15 protein-coding genes and 1 pseudogene are annotated in these 19830 nt (G+C 71.4%); 5 read left to right on the forward strand and 11 right to left on the reverse strand.

The window, feature by feature from the left end; genetic code table 11:
- The first annotated feature begins 261 nt into the window (after positions 1-261).
- From PV963_RS37675 to PV963_RS44140, 3 genes and pseudogenes are all read left to right on the forward strand, one after another.
- Positions 262-1983 carry a glycoside hydrolase family 6 protein gene (locus tag PV963_RS37675; RefSeq protein WP_274820932.1) on the forward strand — a complete coding sequence of 574 codons (1722 nt, stop codon included), beginning with the start codon at positions 262-264 and terminating at the stop codon, positions 1981-1983.
- 137 nt (positions 1984-2120) lie between these two features.
- A complete protein-coding gene (locus PV963_RS37680; RefSeq protein WP_274820933.1) occupies positions 2121-3020 on the forward strand; it encodes a class I SAM-dependent methyltransferase in 900 nt (299 codons plus the stop codon).
- 69 nt (positions 3021-3089) lie between these two features.
- Positions 3090-3233, forward strand: a pseudogene (locus tag PV963_RS44140) (SDR family NAD(P)-dependent oxidoreductase); the annotation flags it as partial.
- A gap of 263 nt (positions 3234-3496) precedes the next feature.
- Here PV963_RS44140 and PV963_RS37690 read toward each other — a convergent pair.
- The 3 genes from PV963_RS37690 to PV963_RS37700 form a co-directional block, all read right to left on the reverse strand.
- Positions 3497-4288: an aldo/keto reductase gene (locus tag PV963_RS37690; protein ID WP_425541048.1), complete on the reverse strand. Its 792-nt coding sequence runs from the start codon at positions 4286-4288 to the stop codon at positions 3497-3499.
- Positions 4289-4446: 158 nt separating this feature from the next.
- Positions 4447-6273, reverse strand: coding sequence for an AMP-dependent synthetase/ligase (locus PV963_RS37695; RefSeq protein ID WP_274820935.1), 1827 nt, complete (start codon positions 6271-6273; stop codon positions 4447-4449).
- A 225-nt stretch (positions 6274-6498) separates the two neighbouring features.
- Positions 6499-7431 (reverse strand): LysR substrate-binding domain-containing protein, encoded by a 933-nt coding sequence (locus PV963_RS37700; protein ID WP_274820936.1) that lies wholly within the window; start codon positions 7429-7431, stop codon positions 6499-6501.
- Between the two features lie 162 nt (positions 7432-7593).
- Between PV963_RS37700 and PV963_RS37705 the strand changes: the two genes are divergently transcribed.
- On the forward strand, positions 7594-8607 hold the full coding sequence (locus PV963_RS37705; protein WP_274822235.1) for a bile acid:sodium symporter family protein: 1014 nt from the start codon (positions 7594-7596) through the stop codon (positions 8605-8607).
- Here the strand turns inward: PV963_RS37705 and PV963_RS37710 are convergent.
- The 3 genes from PV963_RS37710 to PV963_RS37720 all read right to left on the reverse strand — a co-directional run bounded on the left by PV963_RS37710 (position 8543) and on the right by PV963_RS37720 (position 12733).
- Positions 8543-9781, reverse strand: a complete 1239-nt coding sequence (locus PV963_RS37710) for a DUF4185 domain-containing protein (protein ID WP_274820937.1) — start codon at positions 9779-9781, stop codon at positions 8543-8545. The two genes, PV963_RS37705 and PV963_RS37710, sit on opposite strands and share 65 nt — an antisense overlap.
- An 11-nt stretch (positions 9782-9792) precedes the next feature.
- Positions 9793-11664: a sialidase family protein gene (locus PV963_RS37715; protein ID WP_274820938.1), complete on the reverse strand. Its 1872-nt coding sequence runs from the start codon at positions 11662-11664 to the stop codon at positions 9793-9795.
- A 154-nt stretch (positions 11665-11818) separates the two neighbouring features.
- Positions 11819-12733 (reverse strand): quinone oxidoreductase family protein, encoded by a 915-nt coding sequence (locus tag PV963_RS37720; protein ID WP_274820939.1) that lies wholly within the window; start codon positions 12731-12733, stop codon positions 11819-11821.
- A 104-nt stretch (positions 12734-12837) separates the two neighbouring features.
- Here PV963_RS37720 and PV963_RS37725 point away from each other — a divergent pair, with 104 nt between their 5' ends.
- Positions 12838-13275 carry a MarR family winged helix-turn-helix transcriptional regulator gene (locus PV963_RS37725; protein ID WP_274820940.1) on the forward strand — a complete coding sequence of 146 codons (438 nt, stop codon included), beginning with the start codon at positions 12838-12840 and terminating at the stop codon, positions 13273-13275.
- Between the two features lie 92 nt (positions 13276-13367).
- On the opposite strand, the gene fdhD is transcribed toward PV963_RS37725, so the two are convergent.
- Genes fdhD through PV963_RS37750 form a run of 5 tightly spaced genes read right to left on the reverse strand, consistent with a single transcriptional unit; the run spans position 13368 to position 19797 of the window.
- Positions 13368-14216: a formate dehydrogenase accessory sulfurtransferase FdhD gene (gene fdhD, locus PV963_RS37730; protein WP_274820941.1), complete on the reverse strand. Its 849-nt coding sequence runs from the start codon at positions 14214-14216 to the stop codon at positions 13368-13370.
- A gap of 7 nt (positions 14217-14223) precedes the next feature.
- Positions 14224-15084, reverse strand: coding sequence for a 2Fe-2S iron-sulfur cluster-binding protein (locus tag PV963_RS37735; RefSeq protein WP_274820942.1), 861 nt, complete (start codon positions 15082-15084; stop codon positions 14224-14226).
- Positions 15081-16904 carry an NAD(P)H-dependent oxidoreductase subunit E gene (locus PV963_RS37740; protein WP_274820943.1) on the reverse strand — a complete coding sequence of 608 codons (1824 nt, stop codon included), beginning with the start codon at positions 16902-16904 and terminating at the stop codon, positions 15081-15083. The genes PV963_RS37735 and PV963_RS37740 overlap by 4 nt, the downstream gene beginning before the upstream one ends.
- 5 nt (positions 16905-16909) lie before the next feature.
- Positions 16910-18829 carry a molybdopterin oxidoreductase family protein gene (locus tag PV963_RS37745; RefSeq protein WP_274820944.1) on the reverse strand — a complete coding sequence of 640 codons (1920 nt, stop codon included), beginning with the start codon at positions 18827-18829 and terminating at the stop codon, positions 16910-16912.
- Positions 18826-19797, reverse strand: a complete 972-nt coding sequence (locus PV963_RS37750) for a 2-dehydropantoate 2-reductase (RefSeq protein WP_274820945.1) — start codon at positions 19795-19797, stop codon at positions 18826-18828. The genes PV963_RS37745 and PV963_RS37750 overlap by 4 nt, the downstream gene beginning before the upstream one ends.
- Between the last annotated feature and the right edge of the window lie 33 nt (positions 19798-19830).

The raw sequence follows: 19830 nt of genomic DNA on the forward strand, positions 1-19830 counted from the left end.
CGACTCCCCTGTTCTTTACCGACACTTGGCGCTACCTTCCTTGACACCAGTGGGAGCGATTCCATCAGTCGACGCGTCCGCCACGACGGGCCCGACCTGCACGGAGTCGCTCATGCGACACCCCTCGCGTTCAGTACTTTTAGCCGCCGCCTTCGCGGTCGTCCCCGGCTGCGCGAGTGCCGGTGCCGGGTTCCTCATGTCCTTGTCGGAGCGCGCCCTGAACGGCTGACACCCCCACCACCGAAAGGGAAACCCGCACTCATGAGCCGTACGAGAACAGCGTTACTGGCCGCCATGGCCCTGGTCGGCGGAGCCACCGGCACCGCGTTCGCCGTCGACCCGGGCGGCGCCGGCACCGCCGCCGTACCCTGCACCGTCGACTACAAGGTGCAGAACCAGTGGAGCACCGGCTTCACCGCCGCCGTGACCATCACCAACAACAGCGCCGCGAAGTCGTCCTGGTCGCTGAAGTGGTCGTACGCCGGCAACCAGAAGGTCACCAGCGGCTGGAACGCCAAGATCAGCCAGAGCGGTGCCGATGTCACCGTGGCCAACGAGAGCTACAACGCCCAGCTCGCGACCGGCGGTTCGGTCAGCTTCGGCTTCCAGGGCTCCTACAGCGGAAGCAACGCGATCCCGGCCACCTTCACCCTCGACGGCGTGACCTGCAACGTCGACAGCGGCGGCCCCGGCGGCCCCACGGATCCGCCGGAGCCGGGCGGCCCCGCCAACCGGGTGAACAACCCCTATGACGGCGCCAAGGTGTATGTGAACCCCGAGTGGTCCGCGAAGGCCGCCGCCGAGCCGGGCGGCAGCCGGATCGCCAACCAGCCGACCGGTGTCTGGCTGGACCGGATCGCCGCGATCAACGGCGCCGGCGGCAAGATGGGCCTGCGCGCCCACCTCGACGAGGCACTGCGCCAGAAGGGCTCCGGCGAACTCGTCGTCCAGCTCGTCATCTACAACCTGCCCGGCCGCGACTGCGCCGCCCTCGCCTCCAACGGCGAGCTGAAGGCGGACGAGATCGGCCGCTACAAGACGGAGTACATCGACCCGATCAAGGCGATCCTCGCCGACTCGAAGTACTCCTCGCTGCGGATCGTCACCACCGTCGAGATCGACTCGCTGCCGAACCTCGTCACCAACACCGGCAGCCGCCCGACGGCCACCCCGCAGTGCGACGTGATGAAGGCCAACGGAAACTACATCAAGGGCGTCGGGTACGCGCTGAACAAGCTCGGCGACGTGCCGAACGTCTACAACTACGTCGACGCCGGCCACCACGGCTGGATCGGCTGGGACGACAACTTCGCTCCCTCCGCGACCCTGTTCAAGGAGGCGGCGTCCGCCGAGGGCGCGACCGTCAACGACGTCCACGGCTTCATCACCAACACGGCGAACTACAGCGCCCTCAAGGAGAACAACTTCTCCATCAACGACAACGTGGCCGGCAAGTCCGTCCGCGAGTCGAAGTGGGTCGACTGGAACCGCTACGTCGACGAGCTGTCCTTCGCCCAGGCCTTCCGCAACCAGCTCGTCTCGGTCGGCTTCCCCTCCGGCATCGGCATGCTGATCGACACCTCCCGCAACGGCTGGGGCGGCGCCGCCCGGCCCACCGGTCCCGGCCCGCAGACATCCGTCGACGCCTACGTCGACGGCGGCCGCTACGACCGCCGCATCAACCCCGGCAACTGGTGCAACCAGTCCGGAGCCGGCCTCGGCGAGCGCCCGCAGGCCAGCCCGGCCGCCGGGATCGACGCCTACGTGTGGATGAAGCCGCCGGGCGAGTCCGACGGGGCGAGCAAGGAGATCCCGAACGACGAGGGCAAGGGCTTCGACCGGATGTGCGACCCGACGTACGAGGGCAACCCGCGCAACGGCAACAACCCGTCCGGTGCTCTGCCGGACGCCCCGCTGTCCGGGCACTGGTTCTCCGCCCAGTTCCGGCAGCTGATGCAGAACGCGTACCCGCCGCTGTCCTGACCGGCTGACACACCGTCCCCACGGATCCGCCGGGGCTCCGGCCCCGGCGGATCATTTTTGCGGGAGCGGCAAGAGCAGTGGCCTTCTCCCGGTGCGTCGGCGCAGGCTGGCGGCATCCGAGGGAGAGGCTGACCACCATGGCGCACGACCACGAGCACGGCCACGGCCACCACCACGGCCACCACCACGACCACACGGACATCGACTGGGCCGAGATGGGCCCGAGACTGGAATCCCAGGCGGAGCTGTTCGCGTCCCTGTACGAGCGGGCCATGGCCTGGCTGGCGCAGGAGGTGACCGAGCCGGGCCTGATCGTCGACGCGGGCAGTGGGCCGGGCGTCGTGTCGTGTCTGTTCGCCGAGACGTTCCCGGGCGCGCGGATCGTCGCCGTGGACGGCTCCGAGCCGCTGCTGGAGCGGGCGCGGGCACGGGCCGAGCGGCTGGGGGTCGCCGATCGCTTCGGCACCATCGCCGGTGAACTCCCGGACGTGCTCGACGAGCTGGACTACCCCGCCGACCTGCTCTGGGCGAGCCGCAGCCTGCACCACCTCGGCGACCAGCGGGCCGCGCTCACCGCCTTCGCGGCGCGGCTGGCGCCCGGCGGCACTCTCGCCCTCATGGAGGGCGGTCTGCCCCCGCGGTACCTGCCGCGCGACATCGGCATCGGCCGGCCCGGACTCCAGGCGCGGCTCGACGTGGTGGAGGCGGAGTGGTTCGCGCGGATGCGTGCGGAGCTGCCGGGCCATGTCGCGGAGACGGAGGACTGGCCGGCCCTGCTGGCCGCCGCGGGCCTGAAGCACACCCGGACGCACACCTTCCTGCTCGACCTCCCCGCGCCCGTCTCGGACCGGGCCCGTGCCTACGTCGTGGCGTCCCTGTCGCACCTGCGCGAGAGGCTCACGGACGGCCTCGACGCGGAAGACCTCGCGACCCTCGACCGGCTCCTCGACCCCGACGACGAGGCGAGCCTGCACCGTCGCCCGGACGTGTTCGTCCTGGAGGCGCACACGGTGCACACGGCGGTCCGGTCCATGTAGCCCCGGCCCGCCCTTGACTTCCGAGAGTGCTCCAACTGATGGACTCCCCGGCATCGACCGTCCGGCCGCATCTCGGGCCGGGCCGAATCTCAGGGGGAATCCACGTCCGACTCTCGGGTTGCGCTCATCACCGGCGGTGGCAGTGGGATCGGCGCCGCCGTCGCGCGGCGCTTGCTGGACGCGGGGCAGCGGGTCGCCGTCACCGGGCGGGGGAGGAACCCGACGGGCTGTTGACCAGCAACCTCTGAGTGGGCTGTCGGCGTGACGCGGGTCGCGCCCAGCCCCCCTTCTGGGATTCCTACGGGAGTCTGCCGCCGGGGCATCTGCGCACGGCTGATCAGATTGCCGACTCGGCGGTTGGGCTGAGGTCGGGTGGGTCCGCAGCCCGGCGGTGCGGGGTGCCGCGTCGGTGGGACGGGCGCCGCCCCAAGCGGCACGACTGCCCGCAGCTGAGCAGCTGCGGGCAGTCGGATGCCTCAGGCGCCGTCGAACGTCGCCGGGTCCGGGCCCAGGCGGCGGTCTTCGTTGAGGGCGCTGATGGCCGCCAGGTCCTCTGTGTCCAGGGTGAAGTCGAAGACCTCGATGTTCTCCTTGATCCGTGCCGGCGTCACGGACTTCGGGATGACCACGTTGCCCAGCTGGATGTGCCAGCGCAGGACGACCTGGGCCGGCGTGCGGTTGTGCTTCTGGGCGATGGCCACGATCGCCGGGACCTCCAGCAGGCCCTTGCCCTGGCCGAGCGGCGACCAGGCCTCCGTGGCGATGCCCTGCTCCGCGTGGTACTCACGGGCGGCGTTCTGCTGGAGGTGCGGGTGCAGCTCGATCTGGTTCACGGCCGGGATGACCGACGTCTCGCCGATCAGCCGCTCCAGGTGCTCGGGAAGGAAGTTGGAGACACCGATGGCCCGGATCCGGCCGTCGGCGTGCAGCTTCTCGAACGCCTTGTACGTGTCGACGTAGGTGTCCCGGGCCGGCAGCGGCCAGTGGATCAGGTACAGGTCGACGAAGTCCAGGCCGAGCTTCTCCAGCGAGGTGTCGAAGGCGCGCAGCGTGGAGTCGTACCCCTGGTCGGCGTTCCAGAGCTTCGTCGTGACGAACAGCTCCTCGCGGGGGAGACCGGACGCGGCGATGGCCTTGCCGGTGCCCTCCTCGTTGCCGTAGATCGCCGCGGTGTCGATGCTGCGGTACCCGGCCTCCAGCGCCGTCGCGACGGCCGACTCGGCCTCGTCGTCCGGCACCTGCCAGACGCCGAAGCCCAGCTGGGGCATCTCGACGCCGTTGTTCAGGATGATCGGGGGGACCTTGCTCACGAGCTCTCGATCCTTCGGTTTGTGGTCAGGTGTGCCTCCCATCGTCAACGATCACGAGCCGTGATGCATTCCTGACGGGAGAATTCAGGCGTGCGATTCGGCCGTTACCTGGCAAGTCACACCCGGTACAGCGCCTCGACCTCTTTCTCGTACGCCTTCTCGATCGCTTTGCGCTTCAGTTTCAGGGACGGGGTCAGCAACCCGTGCTCCTCGGTGAACGGCTGGGCCAGGATGCGGAAGGTGCGGATCGACTCGGCCTGCGAGACAAGGGTGTTGGCCGCGACCACCGCGCGCCGCACCTCCGTCTCCAGATCCGCGTCGCGCACCAGCTCCGCCGCGGACATCCGCGGCTTGCCCCGCATCGTCAGCCAGTGCTCCACGGCCTCCTGGTCGAGGGTCACGAGGGCGGCGATGTACGGGCGGTCGTTGCCGACCAAGATGCACTGGTTGACCAGTGGATGGTCACGGACGCGTTCCTCCAGCACACCGGGCGAAACACTCTTGCCGCCCGATGTGACCAGGATCTCCTTCTTGCGGCCGGTGATGGTGAGGTAGCCGTCCTCGTCGAGCGCGCCCAGGTCGCCGGTGGCCAGCCAGCCGTCGTGCAGGGTCTCGTCGGTGGCCTTGGGGTTGTTGAGGTAACCCTGGAAGAGGTTCTGGCCGTGCAGCCAGATCTCCCCGTCGTCCGCGATGTGCACGGTCATGCCCGGGATGGGCTGCCCGACCGTGCCGAACCGGGTGCGTCCGGGCGGGTTGGCGGTCGCGGCGGCCGTGGACTCGGTCAGGCCGTAGCCCTCGTAGATGTGCACGCCCGCCCCGGCGAAGAACAGGCCGAGCCGCCGGTCCATCGCCGAGCCGCCCGACATGGCGTGCTTGATACGGCCGCCCATCGCGGCGCGGATCTTGGAGTAGACGAGCTTGTCGAACAGTTGGTGCTGCATGCGCAGGCCGGCGGAGGGGCCGGGGCCGGTGCCCCAGGCCTTCGCCTCGATCGCGTCCGCGTACTTGATGGCGATGTCGACGGCCTTCTCGAACGGGCCGGAGCGCCCCTCCTTCTCGGCCTTGCGGCGGGCCGCGTTGAACACCTTCTCGAAGATGTACGGCACGGCCAGGAAGAACGTCGGCTTGAACGCGGCCAGGTCGGGCAGCAGGGCTGCCGCGTTCAGCTGCGGCTGGTGACCGAACTTCACCTTGCCGCGGATCCCGGCGACCTGGACCATCCGCCCGAAGACATGGGCGAGCGGCAGGAACAGCAGGGTGGCGGCCTCGTCGCCCCGCTTGGAGTGGAACACCGGCTCCCAGCGCTCGATGACGGTGTCCGCCTCGTACATGAAGTTGCCGTGCGTGATGACACAGCCCTTGGGGCGGCCGGTGGTGCCCGAGGTGTAGATGATCGTGGCGACCGAGTCGGGGGTGACGGCCTGGCGGTGGCGGTGCACCACCTCGTCGTCGATGCTCGCGCCGGCGTCGTACAGCTCGTGCAGGGCGCCGGAGTCCAGCTGCCACAGGCGGCGCAGCTGCGGCAGCCGGTCGATCACGGTGGCGATCGTCATCGCGTGGTCCTCGTGCTCCACGACCGCGGCCGTCACCTCGGCGTCGTACAGCATCCAGAAGCACTGCTCGGCCGAGGAGGTCGGGTAGACCGGCACGACCTGGGCGCCGATCGTCCACAGCGCGTAGTCGAACAGCGTCCACTCGTAGCGGGTACGGGAGATGATCGCGACCCGGTCGCCGAACCGGATGCCGCTCGCCAGCAGGCCCTTGGCCAGGGCGAGCACCTCGTCGCGGAACTCGGCGCTGGTGACGTCCCGCCACTGCCCGGACTCGTCCTTGCGGCCCAGTGCGATGTGCAGCGGGTCGTCCTGGGCATGCTCGAAGACCACGTCGGCCAGACCGCCCACCGGAGGTGCCAACGCCAACGGAGGGTTGGTGAACTCGCGCAAACCCCGCTCCCCGCTCCTCAGCGCTTTTGTTGAGTGACGCTCCGCACAGCGCCGTGAAAGCTACCCCAACCGGGCACAGGGCGGGAGGGGTTGCGAAGGCGAGCAGGGCTCTTGTCCGCGCTGGTCAGGGAGGGAAAATGCGCTCACATGGGGAAGGGTCGGACAGAATCCTGACGGTTGAGTAAGTTTCGGAGCCGTAATCTCCACCGAATCTGTACGACCGGGTCACGGCCCGAGGCTCCTCGTGCGCGGTGCCCGGCCGTCTCTTCTGTCAGCGCCCCGGAGGCGGATTTCGTCACTCCGGTTCAGCCGGTCACCGCCCGACAGGATCGCCGCCGCCAGGGCGTCCGCCGCGCCCTGGGCGGTGGGGCGGCGCCGGCCGTGGACCACGACGAAGTCGACCTGCCCCAGCTCCGGCAGTCCCGCCCGGTCCGGGACCCGGACCAGGCCCGGCGGGATGAGGCCGCGGGAGTGAGCCATCACGCCGAGCCCCGCCCGGGCCGCCGCGACGAGGCCGTTGAGAGAGCCGCTCGTGCACACCACGCGCCACTCGCGGCCCTGCCGCTCCAGCGCCTCCAGGGCGAGGGCGCGGGTGATGCCCGGCGGCGGATAGACGATGAGCGGCACGGGACGCTCCGGGTCGAGCCGGAGGCGCTCCGCGCCGATCCACACCAGCCTGTCGTGCCGGACCAGCTCGCCGCGCGGGTCCTCGGGCCGCCGTTTGGCCAGGACGAGGTCCAGCTTCCCGGCGGCGAGCTGCTCGTGCAGCGTGCCCGACAGCTCGACCGTCAGCTCCAGATCGACCTCCGGATGGTCGTGCCGGAAGCCCTCGAGGATCTCCGGCAGCCGGGTCAGTACGAAGTCCTCCGACGCGCCGAAGCGCAGCCGGCCGCGCAGCCGGGTGCCCGTGAAGAACGCCGTCGCCTGCTCGTGCACCTCCAGGATCCGGCGCGCGAACCCGAGCATGGCCTCGCCGTCCTCGGTGAGCTCCACCGAGTGCGTGTCCCGGGTGAACAGCGTCCGCCCGGTGGCGTCCTCCAGCCGCCGCACATGCTGGCTGACGGTGGACTGCCGCAGCCCGAGCCGACGTGCGGCCTGTGTGAAGCTCAGCGTCTGCGCCACCGACAGGAAGGTGCGCAGATGGGACGGGTCGTACATGGCGCCAGGCTATCGCGGAACGTGATGACAGTGAGAACGGTATGCGGGATTCCCGATCGCCGGATCGGGGAGCAGGATGGGAGGGGGCCGTACCGGCCCTTGTACCGCCCGTAAGCACCAAGCAAGTGGAGCACCGTGAAACGCCTGCGCCTGCCGCGTCGGATGCCGATCGACCCGTACATCCTTCTCCTGCTCGCGACGGTGGGTGTCGCCGCGCTGTTCCCGGCGCGCGGGACGGTCGCCGATGTCGCGTCCGGTGCCTCCACGGCGGCGATCGCCCTGCTGTTCTTCCTCTACGGCGCCCGGCTGTCCACCCGTGAGGCACTGGACGGCCTGCGCCACTGGCGGCTCCACGTCACCGTCCTGGCCTGCACCTTCGTCGTCTTCCCGCTGCTCGGCCTGGCCGCCCGCGGGCTGGTGCCGGTGATCCTGACGCACCCGCTGTACCTGGGCCTGCTCTTCCTCACGCTCGTCCCGTCGACCGTGCAGTCCTCGATCGCCTTCACCTCGATGGCCCGCGGCAACGTGCCCGCCGCGATCTGCGCGGGCTCCTTCTCCTCCCTCGTCGGCATCGTCGCCACCCCGCTGCTCGCGGCCTCGCTGCTCGGCGGCAGCGGGGGCGGGTTCTCCGCCGACTCGCTGCTGAAGATCGTGCTGCAACTGCTCGTGCCGTTCCTCGCCGGACAGCTGCTGCGCCGCTGGATCGGCGGCTTCGTCACCCGCCACAAGAAGGTCCTCGCGCTGGTGGACCGCGGCTCGATCCTGCTCGTCGTCTACACCGCGTTCAGCCAGGGCATGGTCCAGGGCATCTGGCACCAGGTCAGCCCCCTCCGGCTGGCCGGGCTGCTCGGCGTCGAGGCCGTGATCCTCGCCGTGATGCTGCTGCTGACCTGGTACGGCGGCAAGGCGCTGGGCTTCGGTCGGGAGGACCGGATCACCCTCCAGTTCGCCGGCTCGAAGAAGTCCCTGGCCGCCGGACTGCCCATGGCGAGTGTCCTGTTCGGCCCGCAGGCCTCGCTGGCCGTGCTGCCGCTGATGCTCTTCCACCAGATGCAGCTGATGGTCTGCGCGGTGATCGCCAAGCGCCGCTCGCACGATCCCACCCCGGAGGTCACCGCGCCGGAGCCAGCCGCAGCGTCACGAACCGCGGTCGGTACAGGGACACGTTCCGGCTGAGCTGGGCGGCGGCGCCCGTCGTCTCCAGCCAGTTGACGTCGTAGCTCAGCACGAGACGCCCGTCGCCGCTCAGCACCGGATGCGCCTGCGGGTTGTAGGCGGCCACCTGGCCCTGCGGCAGCGACGGGCTGAACTCCTTCGCGGGCCCGTGCCACGGCCCGGCCGGGGAGCACGCCCAGTACGAGGCCACGGTGGTCAGGCCCTTCGTGCCCGCGGCCATCGTGAACAGCACGTACGTCCCGTCGTCCCGGACGACCGAGAACGCGCTGCCCACCCCCTTGCGCTGCCCGTCCCCGAGCACCGGCCGGGGGCGGGCGCCGGCCGCCCACGCCGAGCCGGTCCAGTACCGCCAGGCCGCCGGATCCCCGAGCCTGCCCTCCGGCACCCGCGCGAGGTACGCGTGCGAGGCCGGACGGGAGGCGGCCTGGCCGTCGTCGCCGCCGAAGACGTACGTCCAGCCGTCCTCCTCGACCAGCGTCGTGCCGAACAGCACCCGCCGGGAGGGGTCGGGGACCAGCTGCTGGTCGAGCACCTTGACGACCGACTCCAGGCGCAGACCGGGCAGCGACAGCGTGGCCACCTCGGTCGCGGTGGGCACGCCGTAGATCCACGGGGCCTGGCCGGCCGTGCGCACCCACAGCAGCACCCGGACGACCTGCTCCGAGGAGCCGGGGGAGCGGGGTTCGACGCGCGCGGCGACCGGCCAGCGCCACTGGCCCGGCGCCGGGTCGGCGAAGAGCGGGGCGGGCAGGGTCGTCTCCAGTCGGCCGTCGCGCATCAGCACGGCCGAGTTGCGTACCAGCGGCGCGGTGGCGTCCCGCCAGGCGTGGGACTCGCCGGCCGGGTTGGGCGGGCCGTACACCCGGCCCAGGTAGGTGTCCGAGAACAGCCACAGCACCCGGCCGTCCGGCAGCCGGACCGAGTGGGTGCCGTCGCCGCCGGTCCAGTCGTCGGTGCGGGCCGCGTCGTCGCCGTAGCGGGCGAACTCGGCGGTGAGGCCGTCGTCCGCCTGCCAGGAGCGGACCGTGCGCGCCCGGCAGGCGGCCTCGTCGTCCGGACTGTCGTCCTCCGGGAGGGCGATGAGCAGCGCTGCCCCGAGAACCAGGACCAGCAGCAGGCCGATCCCGGTTCCCGTGCGCTGTCGTGCTCGTGCTGCTTCTGCGTCGTCGGGCACGTGCCGTGACGTTAGTTGCTGCCGCTCACCCGGTCCATGGGGAGCCACAGCACCGTGCCCCTGGCGGCCGCGCCCTTGGTGCCGGCGACCACCTCCTTGTCGGTGAGGGCCCGGTTCCAGACGCGGACGTCGTCGATCGCCCCCGCGAGGAACGCCCGGCTGTCCATGCGCTGGCCGATGTGCACGCCGAACGGGGAGTTGCGGCTGACCGAGCCCGGCACGTCCGGGGTGCTGATCGGCGTGCCGTCGAGGAAGAGGGTCAGTTGCCCGCCGCCCCGGCGCAGGACCAGGTGGTGCCAGCGGCCGTCGTTGTGGGCGCCGGCCGTCCACACCGAGGCCGTCCTGACGGTCGCCGCGCCCGACCGGGTGGTGATGAGCGCCCGGACCCGGTCGCTCGCCGGCTCCCCGCGCAGCCAGACCTGCGGTTGGGTGGTGCCGATGCCGCCCATCCACAGGAAGGGCTGTTCGCCGGTCGTGGCCGTGTAGCGGAAGAACAGCGAGGCCGTGAAGTCACCCTCGCCGAGCGGCAGTCGGGACCGGTACGGCAGGCGTACGGCGTCGTCGGTGCCGTCGAAGGCCAGTGCACCGCCGCGGACGCCGGCCGTGCGCCCGGCACCGCCGAGCACGGCCGCGGGCCTCGCGCCCGGCGCGGCGTCGCGGGTGGTCGGGTCGGCGCCACGGCGTGGTTTCAGCCAGTCCTCGGTGAAGCGGGCGAAGCGGATCTCGTCGCGGGCGTCGACCGCGCCGCCCTCGTACAACAGGCCCACCGTCGAGGAGTTGACCGCCGCCATGTCGGAGTAGCCGGACCAGTCCGTGGTGACGACCGTGCCCCGGTCCACGCTGTCCCAGGTGCGCCCGCCGTCGTAGGAGGAGCGGACCATCATCGTCCGGCGGCGGTCGGGATCGGCCGGGGCGGACAGCAGCATCCGGCCGCCGAGGCGCAGGGTCGCGCCCTGGACCTGTGGGGTGTAGAGGTCGGGGAGGCCGCGGAAGGGCGTGGCGAAGCTGTCGCCGCCGTCCAGGCTGAGGGTCTGGGAGCGGTGACCCAGATCGGTGCCGTCCTGTTCCCGGCCGCTGACGAGGAGGGCGCCGTCGGCGCGTTCGGTGAGGGTCACCTCCGACGGCTTCTGCCGGAACGTGCCGTCCTGAGCTATGGGCCAGGAGTCCGTGGCACCGACCCGCCAGTCGTCGCCCCCGTCGTCGCTGACGATGAGCGCGGCGTGGTTCGCGGTGACCCGGCTGCCGTCCCAGGTCTCGGTGTTGACGCCGAACACCAGCCGTCCGGCGTGCTTGCCGCGGGTGAGCTGGATGCCGTGCACGGGCCCGGTGGCGTACCAGGAGTTCCAGTGCTCGGGCAGGATCTCGTCGCTCAGGTCGCGCGGCTCGGACCAGGTCCGGCCGTCGTCGTCGCTGTACTGGAGGTGCGGGGTGCGGTCGCAGGGAACGGTGCAGTTGCCGGCGTCCGTACGGCCGGTGTTGTACGTCTCGGCCAGCAGGATCCGGCCGGTCCTGCGGTCCACGAGGGGCGCGGGGTTGCCGTGCGTGTCGCCCGCGCCCTCGTTGACGACCTGGAGCGGGCCCCAGGTGCGGCCGCCGTCGGTGGAGCGTTTGAGGACGATGTCGATGTCGGCCGCGTCACCGCAGTTGAGGACGCGGCCCTCGGCGAAGGCGAGCAGCGTGCCGGCCGTGGTGCGCACGATCGCCGGGATCCGGAAGCACGCGTAACCGGGGTCCTGGGAGGCCTTGAAGAGGACCTGTTGTTCGAACTCCCGTAAGGCCGTGTCGGGTTGGGCATGGGCCGGGCCGGCGGGCGCGAGCAGCGCCGCGGCGGTGAGAACGGCTGTCAGGGTGGATCTCAGACGTGTGCGAAGACTTGACGGCATGGTGCGACCTGCCCTTCATGCGTCTGTCGGCTGTACCACCGAGGCGTGGGAACAGAAATCCGGGGAGGGAACGTTCGGACAACCGGACATCCCACGTCCTATGTGTGGGCCACAGACGGTACTTGGCTTCACAGACCCCCACAAGAAGCGTGCGTCAGGGGATCAGGACGACCTTGCCGAGGTTGGCCCTCGCCTCGATCTCCCCGTGCGCCTTCGCCGCGTCCTCCAAGGCGAACTCCCCGTGGATGACGGGCTGGAGCTCTCCGGCGGCGAACAGCCGCCACAGCTCCTCGCGCCACTGCTCGTACAACTCCGGCTTCCCACGGGCGACACGGGCCATCTGGAATCCGATCACCGACTTGGCGCCCACGAGCAGGTCGTACGCCTGGACGGTGCCGCCACCCGAGCTGTACGCCACCAGCCGTCCCTCCGGGGCGAGCGCGGCGAGGGCCGGGGTGAGCAGCTCGCCGCCGACGCCGTCCAGGGCGTAGTCGACGGGAGCGCCCCAGGTGTCACCGCCGTAGGTGACGACGTGGTTGGCGCCCAGGCCGCGGACGAAGTCGGCCTTCGCCGGGTCGGAGACGGCCCCCACGACCCGTCCTGCGCCCCGCGCCCTGGCCAGTTGCACGGCCAGGTGCCCGACACCGCTCGCCGCGGCCGTGACCAGGGCCGCCTCGCCCGGCTCGGGCCGTGCGGCCTCCAGGGCGCCGAGGGCGACCAGGCCGCTGCGGACCAGGCCGACCGCCGTGACGGCGTCGGCGTCCGCCGGGACCGGGGAGGCCATGGTCTCGTGCAGGAGCGCGAAGTCGGCGTAGCCGTGGCCGAGGCAGAGCCCCGTAACGCGGTCGCCGGTGCCGAAGCGGGTGACGCCCTCACCGACGGCCGTGACCTCCCCGGCGACCTCGCCGCCGAGCGGCACCGGCTCGGCCGCCTCGGTGACCTTGCGTACGACCGGGAGTGTGACGCCGATCGCCTCCGCGCGCACGAGCAGTTCTCCGGGGCCGGGTTCGGGGACCGGTGCCTCCTCCGTGAACAGGGGGCCGCCTCGTTCGTAGCGGACGCGGCGCATCGCACCTCCGGGTTTCGTCGGTGGTCCCCACGAATTCGTTGGGGTGCCCAACGGTATAGGGCGATCATAGGGATAACCAATGATTTCTTGGTTAGGCTGCGGCCATGTCGGAAGCCCCCCTCCCCGCGATCCGCTCCCTGCCCAGCTGGCTGCTCGGCCGTGCCGCCGCCCGCGGCCGGGCCCTGGTGGCCGAGGCCCTGGCCGAGCAGGACATGCGGATGTGGCACCACGTGGTGCTGTCCGCCGTCGGCGACCTGGCCCCCGTCGCCCAGGCCGACCTCGGGCGCGCGGTCCGGCTGGACCCCAAGGACCTGGTCGGCATCCTGAACGACCTCCAGGCGGCGGGCCTGGTGGTGCGCGAGCCGGACCCGAAGGACCGGCGGAAGAACGCCGTGTCCCTCACCCCCCGGGGAGCCCGGCTGCTGACGCGCTGCGAGAAGGCCGCCCGCGCGGCCAACGACGAGCTGCTCGCCCCGCTGTCGGAGGCCGAACGCGAGCAGTTCACCGGCATGCTGCGGCGCATATCCGGCACGGGCGACTGACGGCTGCCCCGAGGGCCGAGACGGGGCCCCTGCGGCGCAGGGGGCGCTCCCCGCCGGTCGGGGCCCCGCCGCCGTGTCGCGGGGGAACCTGCTCAGCCCTGGGCGGCCGCCGCCCGCAGGGCGATACGGTCCTCACCCGCGTACACGTTCATGGAGCTGCCCCGCAGGAAGCCCACCAGCGTCAGACCCGTCTCGGCGGCCAGGTCCACCGCCAGCGACGACGGCGCCGACACTGCGGCCAGGACCGGGATGCCGGCCATCACGGCCTTCTGCGCCAGCTCGAAGGAGGCCCGGCCCGAGACGAGCAGGATCGACCGCGACAGCGGCAGGTCCCCGCTCTGCAGGGCGCGGCCGACCAGCTTGTCGACCGCGTTGTGCCGGCCCACGTCCTCCCGGACGTCCAGCAGCTCGCCGTCCTCCGAGAAGAGGGCCGCCGCGTGCAGGCCGCCGGTCCGGTCGAAGACCCTCTGGGCGGCGCGCAGCCGGTCGGGCAGGCTCGCGAGCAGCTCGGGAGTGACCCGGACCGGCGGAGTGTCGGCGATGGGCCAGCGGGCCGTCGTGCGCACCGCGTCCAGCGACGCCTTGCCGCACAGCCCGCAGGACGACGTCGTGTAGACGTTCCGCTCCAGCGTGATGTCGGGGATCACCACGCCCGGGGCCGTCTGCACGTCGACCACGTTGTACGTGTTCGAGCCGTCGGCGGTCGCCCCGGCGCAGTAGACGATGTTCCGCAGGTCCTGCTGCCCGCCCAGCACCCCCTCGCTCACCAGGAAGCCCGCCGCCAGCGCGAAGTCGTCGCCCGGGGTGCGCATGGTGATCGCCAGGGGTTTGCCGTTCAGCCGGATCTCCAGGGGCTCCTCGGCGACGAGCGTGTCCGGACGGCTGGAGACCGCCCCGTCCCGGATGCGGAGCACCTTGCGTCGTTCCGTGACTCGTCCCATGTCCTGATCAGCCCCGGTTCTGTACGTGCTGGTAGCCGAAGCGGCCCTTGATGCAGAGATTGCCGTGGGTCACCGGGTTGTCGTGCGGCGAGGTGACCTTCACGATCTCATTGTCCTGCACGTGCAGCGTCAGGTTGCAGCCCACTCCGCAGTACGCGCACACCGTGGTCGTCTCCGTCTGCCGCGACTCGTCCCACGTACCCGCCGCGCGCATGTCGAACTCGGACTTGAAGGACAGCGCGCCCGTGGGGCACACCTCGATGCAGTTCCCGCAGTACACGCACGCCGAGTCGGTCAGCGGGGCGTCGTGCTCCACGGCGATCCGGGCGTCGAAACCGCGCCCGGCGACCGAGATCGCGAAGGTGTTCTGCCACTGGTCGCCGCAGGCGTCCACGCACTTGTAGCAGAGGATGCACTTGTCGTAGTCGCGTACGTACAGATCGTTGTCGACCTTCGGTTCCTCGTTGAGCCGGGCCGCGTCCGGGCCGAAGCGGTCCGGCTTCGCCTCGTACTCCTTGAGCCACTCGGCGACCCGCGGTGTCGTCGACAGGTCGACCGAGGAGGCGAGCAGTTCCAGGACGACCTTCCGGCTGTGCCGGGCCCGCTCGGTGTCGGTGCGCACCTCCATGCCCGGCTCGGCCTTGCGGGAGCAGGCCGGGACGAGGGTGCGGGCCCCCTCGACCTCGACGACACAGACCCGGCAGGCGTTCTTCGGGCGCAGTGTGTCGCCCTCGCACAGGGTCGGGATGTCCTTCCCGGCCGCCCGGCAGGCGTCCAGAATCGTCGAGCCCTCGGGGACCCTGGCCTCCTCGCCGTCGATCGTGAACTCCAGCACGCGGCGCGGGATCCCCAGCGGTGTGACGGTCATTCGTACGCCCCCAGACGGTCGATGGCGGATTCCACGGCGTTCCACGCGGTCTGCCCGAGACCGCAGATCGAGGCGTCCCGCATCGCGCGGCCGACCTCCCTGAGCAGGGCGATGTCCCCGGCGGCGGCGGCGCCGGTGCGCTCCACGATCCGGTGCAGCGCCTCCTCCTGCCGCACGGTCCCGACCCGGCACGGCACGCACTGCCCGCACGACTCGTCGCGGAAGAACTCCGCGATGCGCAGCAGCAGCCGGGGGAGGGGCACGCTGTCGTCGAAGGCCATGACGACCCCCGAGCCGAGCGTCGTGCCCGCCTCCCGTGTTCCTTCGAAGGTGAGGGGGATGTCGAGTTCGTCGGCCCGTACGAAACCGCCCGCCGCCCCGCCGAGCAGCACCGCCCGCAGCCCGTCCCGCACGCCGGCGAGCGCGAGCAGGTCGCCCAGCGTCGCGCCGAACGGCACCTCGTAGACACCGGGCCGTTCCACGGTCCCGGACACGCAGAACAGCTTCGGCCCGGTGGACCGCTGGGTGCCGATCGCCGCGTAGGCCGGGGCGCCCATGGTGAGGATCGGCAGGACGTTGACCAGCGTCTCGACGTTGTTCTCGACCGTCGGTTTGCCGAACAGGCCCTTCTCCACCGGGAACGGCGGCTTCGAGCGGGGCTCGCCCCGGTAGCCCTCGATGGAGTTGAACAGGGCCGTCTCCTCACCGCAGATGTAGGCGCCCGCGCCGCGCCGGATCTCGATGTCGAAGGCGTAGCCCTGGCCGAGGACGTCGTCACCGAGCAGTCCACGCGCGCGTGCCTGCGCGATCGCGTGCTCAAGGAGATGCAGCGCGCGCGGGTACTCGCCGCGCAGATAGAGGTAGCCCTTGTGGGCGCCCGTCGCGTACCCGGCGATCGTCATCGCCTCGACCAGCGCGTACGGGTCGCCCTCCATGAGCACGCGGTCCTTGAACGTACCCGGCTCCGACTCGTCGGCGTTGCAGACGAGATAGTGCGGATGGTCCGGCTGGGACGCCGTGGCCTGCCACTTGCGGCCGGTCGGGAAGGCGGCGCCACCGCGCCCGACCAGTCCCGAGTCGGTGACCTCGCGGATGACCCCGGCGGGGCCCAGCTCGAAGGCCCGGCGCAGGGCCGTGTAGCCGCCGTGGGCGCGGTAGTCGTCGAGGGACGCCGGGTCGACCACGCCGACGCGGTTCAGCAGCATCAGGCCGCCCTGCCCGGCCTGGGGCACCGCGAGCGCGGCCGGGGGCTCTTCCGGCGCCGAATCGGGGGCGCTCGCGGCGAGGACGGCTTCTTCGACACTCGTCGGTGCCGACACCGCGGTCCGCACGGGGTCCCCCGCCCTGATCGCGAGCGCGGCCGGGGCCCGCTCGCACAGGCCCAGACAAGGGCTGCGCTCCACCGCGACACCGCTGCCGAGACCGAGCCGGGCCTCGATCCCCGCGCACAGCTCCGGCGCCCCGGCCGCCGCGCACGCCAGGTCCGTGCACACGTGGAGCACGGTCGCCGGACGTGGCTTGACGGAGAACATGGCGTAGAAGGTGGCGACCCCGTACGCCTCCGCCGGCGGCACCGTCAGCCGCCGGCACAGGTAGTCGAGGGCGCCCTCGCTGATCCAGCCGATCCGGTCGTTGATCGCGTGCAGCCCCGGCAACAGCAGGTCGCGGCGGTCCCGGGCCTCCCGCCCGCCACGGGCCCACCTCAGATCGGCATCGGACCGGTCGGCTCCCTCCCAGGAGGATTCCGGGGGTCCGAGCAGGGCGTCGACGGCCGCCCGTTCGTCGTCCGTCGGCTTGCTGTCGCCGAAGTGCAGGTCCACTTAGGTCACCTCACGATGGTCGCGACGGGCAGCTTCTCGATCCGGATCGCCGACGCCTTGAACTCCGCCGTCCCCGCGATGGGGCAGTTCGCCTCGATCGTCAGCGCGTTGGTGTCCACCTCGTCCGGGAAGTGCATGGTCATGAAGGCGAGCCCGGGCCGCAGCGCGGTGTCCACCCACACGGGCGCGGTCACCGACCCGCGCCGCGAGGTGACCTGGACCTGCTCGCCGACCACGACCCCGTAGCGCTCGGCGTCCTCCGGGCTCAGCTCGATGTACTCGCCTCGCCGCAGCGGCGAGGCGTAACCGCCGCTCTGCACACCGGTGTTGTACGAGTCGAGCCGCCGCCCGGTGGTGAGCCGGATCGGGTACTCCTCGTCGGTGAGGTCCACGGGCGGGTCGTGCTGCACGATCCCGAAGGGCGCGAGCCGGCCGCGTTCGGCGCGGTCCGGCTCCCACAACCGGCCGTGCAGATAGGTCGGTTCGAGCCTCTCGGTACTGGGGCACGGCCACTGGATGCCCTGGTGCTCCTCCAGGCGCTCGTACGTCATGCCGTAGTGGTCGGGCGAGACCGACCTGAGCTCGTTCCACACGGTCTCGGCGTCGGCGTACTTCCAGTCGTGGCCGAGGCGGGCCGCGAGGTCGCAGATGATGTCGATGTCCTCGCGGGCCTCGCCGGGCGGGGTGACGGCCTTGCGGACGCGCTGCACGCGCCGCTCGCTGTTGGTGGTCGTGCCGTCGGTCTCCGCCCAGCCGGCCGTGGCCGGCAGGACGACGTCCGCGAGCTCGGCCGTCTTCGTGAGGAAGATGTCCTGCACGACGAGGAAGTCGAGGGCTTTCAGACGCCGTACGGCCTGTTCGCTGTCCGCCTCCGACTGGGCCGGGTTCTCGCCCACGCAGTAGACGGCCTTGAGCGTGCCGTCCTCCATCGCCTCGAACATCTCCGTGAGGTTCAGGCCGTAGTGCGGCTGGATGACGGTGTCCCAGGCCGACTCGAACTTCAGCCGGACGTCCGGGTCGAGGAGGTCCTGGAAGCCGGGCAGGCGGTTGGGGATCGCGCCCATGTCGCCGCCGCCCTGCACGTTGTTCTGCCCGCGCAACGGTTGCAGGCCGGCGCCGTAGCGGCCGACGTGCCCGGTGAGCAGGGACAGGTTGATCAGGGCGCGGACGTTGTCGGTGCCGTTGTGGTGCTCTGTGATGCCGAGGGTCCAGCACAGCTGGGCGCGCTCGGCACGGGCGTAGGCGTGCGCCAGCTCGCGGATGGCGGCGGCCGGTACGCCCGTCACCTTCTCGGCGAGCGACAGCGTCCACGGCTCGACCAGCGCCCTGTACTCCTCGAAGCCGGTGGTCGCCCGCTCGATGAACGCCTCGTTGGCGAGGCCCGCGTGGATGATCTCGCGGCCGATCGCGTGCGCCATCGGGATGTCAGTGCCGACGTTCAGCCCGAGCCAGCTCTCCGCCCACTCGGCGGTCGACGTCCGGCGCGGATCGACCGCGTACATCCGGGCGCCGTTCCTGATTCCCCTCAGCACGTGCTGGAAGAAGATCGGGTGCGCGAAACGGGCGTTGGAGCCCCACATCACGATGACGTCGGTGTGCTCGATCTCCTCGTACGACGACGTCCCGCCGCCCGAGCCGAACGCCGCCGACAGGCCCGCCACGCTGGGGGCGTGGCACGTGCGGTTGCAGGAGTCGACGTTGTTGGTGCCCATGACGACCCGGGCGAACTTCTGGGCGACGTAGTTCATCTCGTTCGTCGCCCGGGCGCAGGAGAACATGCCGAACGCGCCGCGGTTGCGTGCCAGGCCCCGGGCCGCCCGGTCCAGGGCCTCCTCCCAGCTCGCCTGCCGGAAGGGCTCGTCGCGGGAGTCCCGCACGAGGGGGTGCGTCAGCCTGGTGTAGGTCTTCGGTTCGCGTTTCCTCATGCGGCGCTCCTCAGGGCGAGCAGGTCCGAGATGGCGTGCACGGTGCGCAGGGTGGGCACCTCCACGCCGGTGATGTCCGCCAACTCGACGACCGCCGCGAGGAGTACGTCGAGTTCGAGCGGCTTGCCGCGCTCCAGGTCCTGGAGCGTGGAGGTCCGGTGGTCGCCGACCCGCTCGGCGCCCGCGAGCCGGCGCTCGATGGAGACGCCGACCTCGCAGCCGAGGGCGTTGGCGACCGCGAGCGTCTCGGTCATCATGATCTCGATGACCCTGCGGGTGCCGCCGTGCAGGCACATCTGCCGCATGGTCGCGCGGGCCAGCGCGCTGATCGGGTTGAAGGAGATGTTGCCGAGCAGCTTGAGCCAGATGTCGCTCCGGAGGTCCGGTTCGACCGGGCACTTCAGGCCGCCCGCCTGCATCGCCTCGCTGAAGGCCAGACAGCGCGCCGAGACACTGCGGTCGGGCTCGCCGATGGAGAACCGGGTTCCTTCCAAGTGCCGTATCACGCCCGGCCCTTCGAGCTCGGTCGCCGCGTAGACGACGCACCCGACGGCCCGTTCGGGCGCGAGCACCGCACTGACCGCGCCGTCCGGGTCCACGCTCTCGACGCGGTGGCCGTCGTAGGGGCCGCCGTGCCGGTGGAAGTACCACCAGGGGATGCCGTTCTGGGCGGCCACGACCGCCGTGGTGCCGTTCAGCAACGGTGCGATCAGCGGCCCGCACGCCGCATACGCGTTGGCTTTCAGGCCCAGGAAGACGAAGTCGACCGGGCCGACCTCGGCCGGGTCGTCGGTCGCGTGGGGGTGCGCGGTGAAGTCGCCGCGCGGGCTGCGCACCCGGACTCCGTGCTGCCTCATGGCCGCCAGATGCGGTCCACGGGCGATGAGATGCACATCGGCGCCCGCGCGGTGGAGCGCGGCGCCGACGTAGGCGCCGATGGCACCGGCGCCGAGAACTGCGACTTTCACGGGAACACTCCGTTCGGTTTGAGGGATACCGCG

This window comes from Streptomyces coeruleorubidus, assembly GCF_028885415.1.
GTDB classification, from domain to species: domain Bacteria; phylum Actinomycetota; class Actinomycetes; order Streptomycetales; family Streptomycetaceae; genus Streptomyces; species Streptomyces coeruleorubidus_A.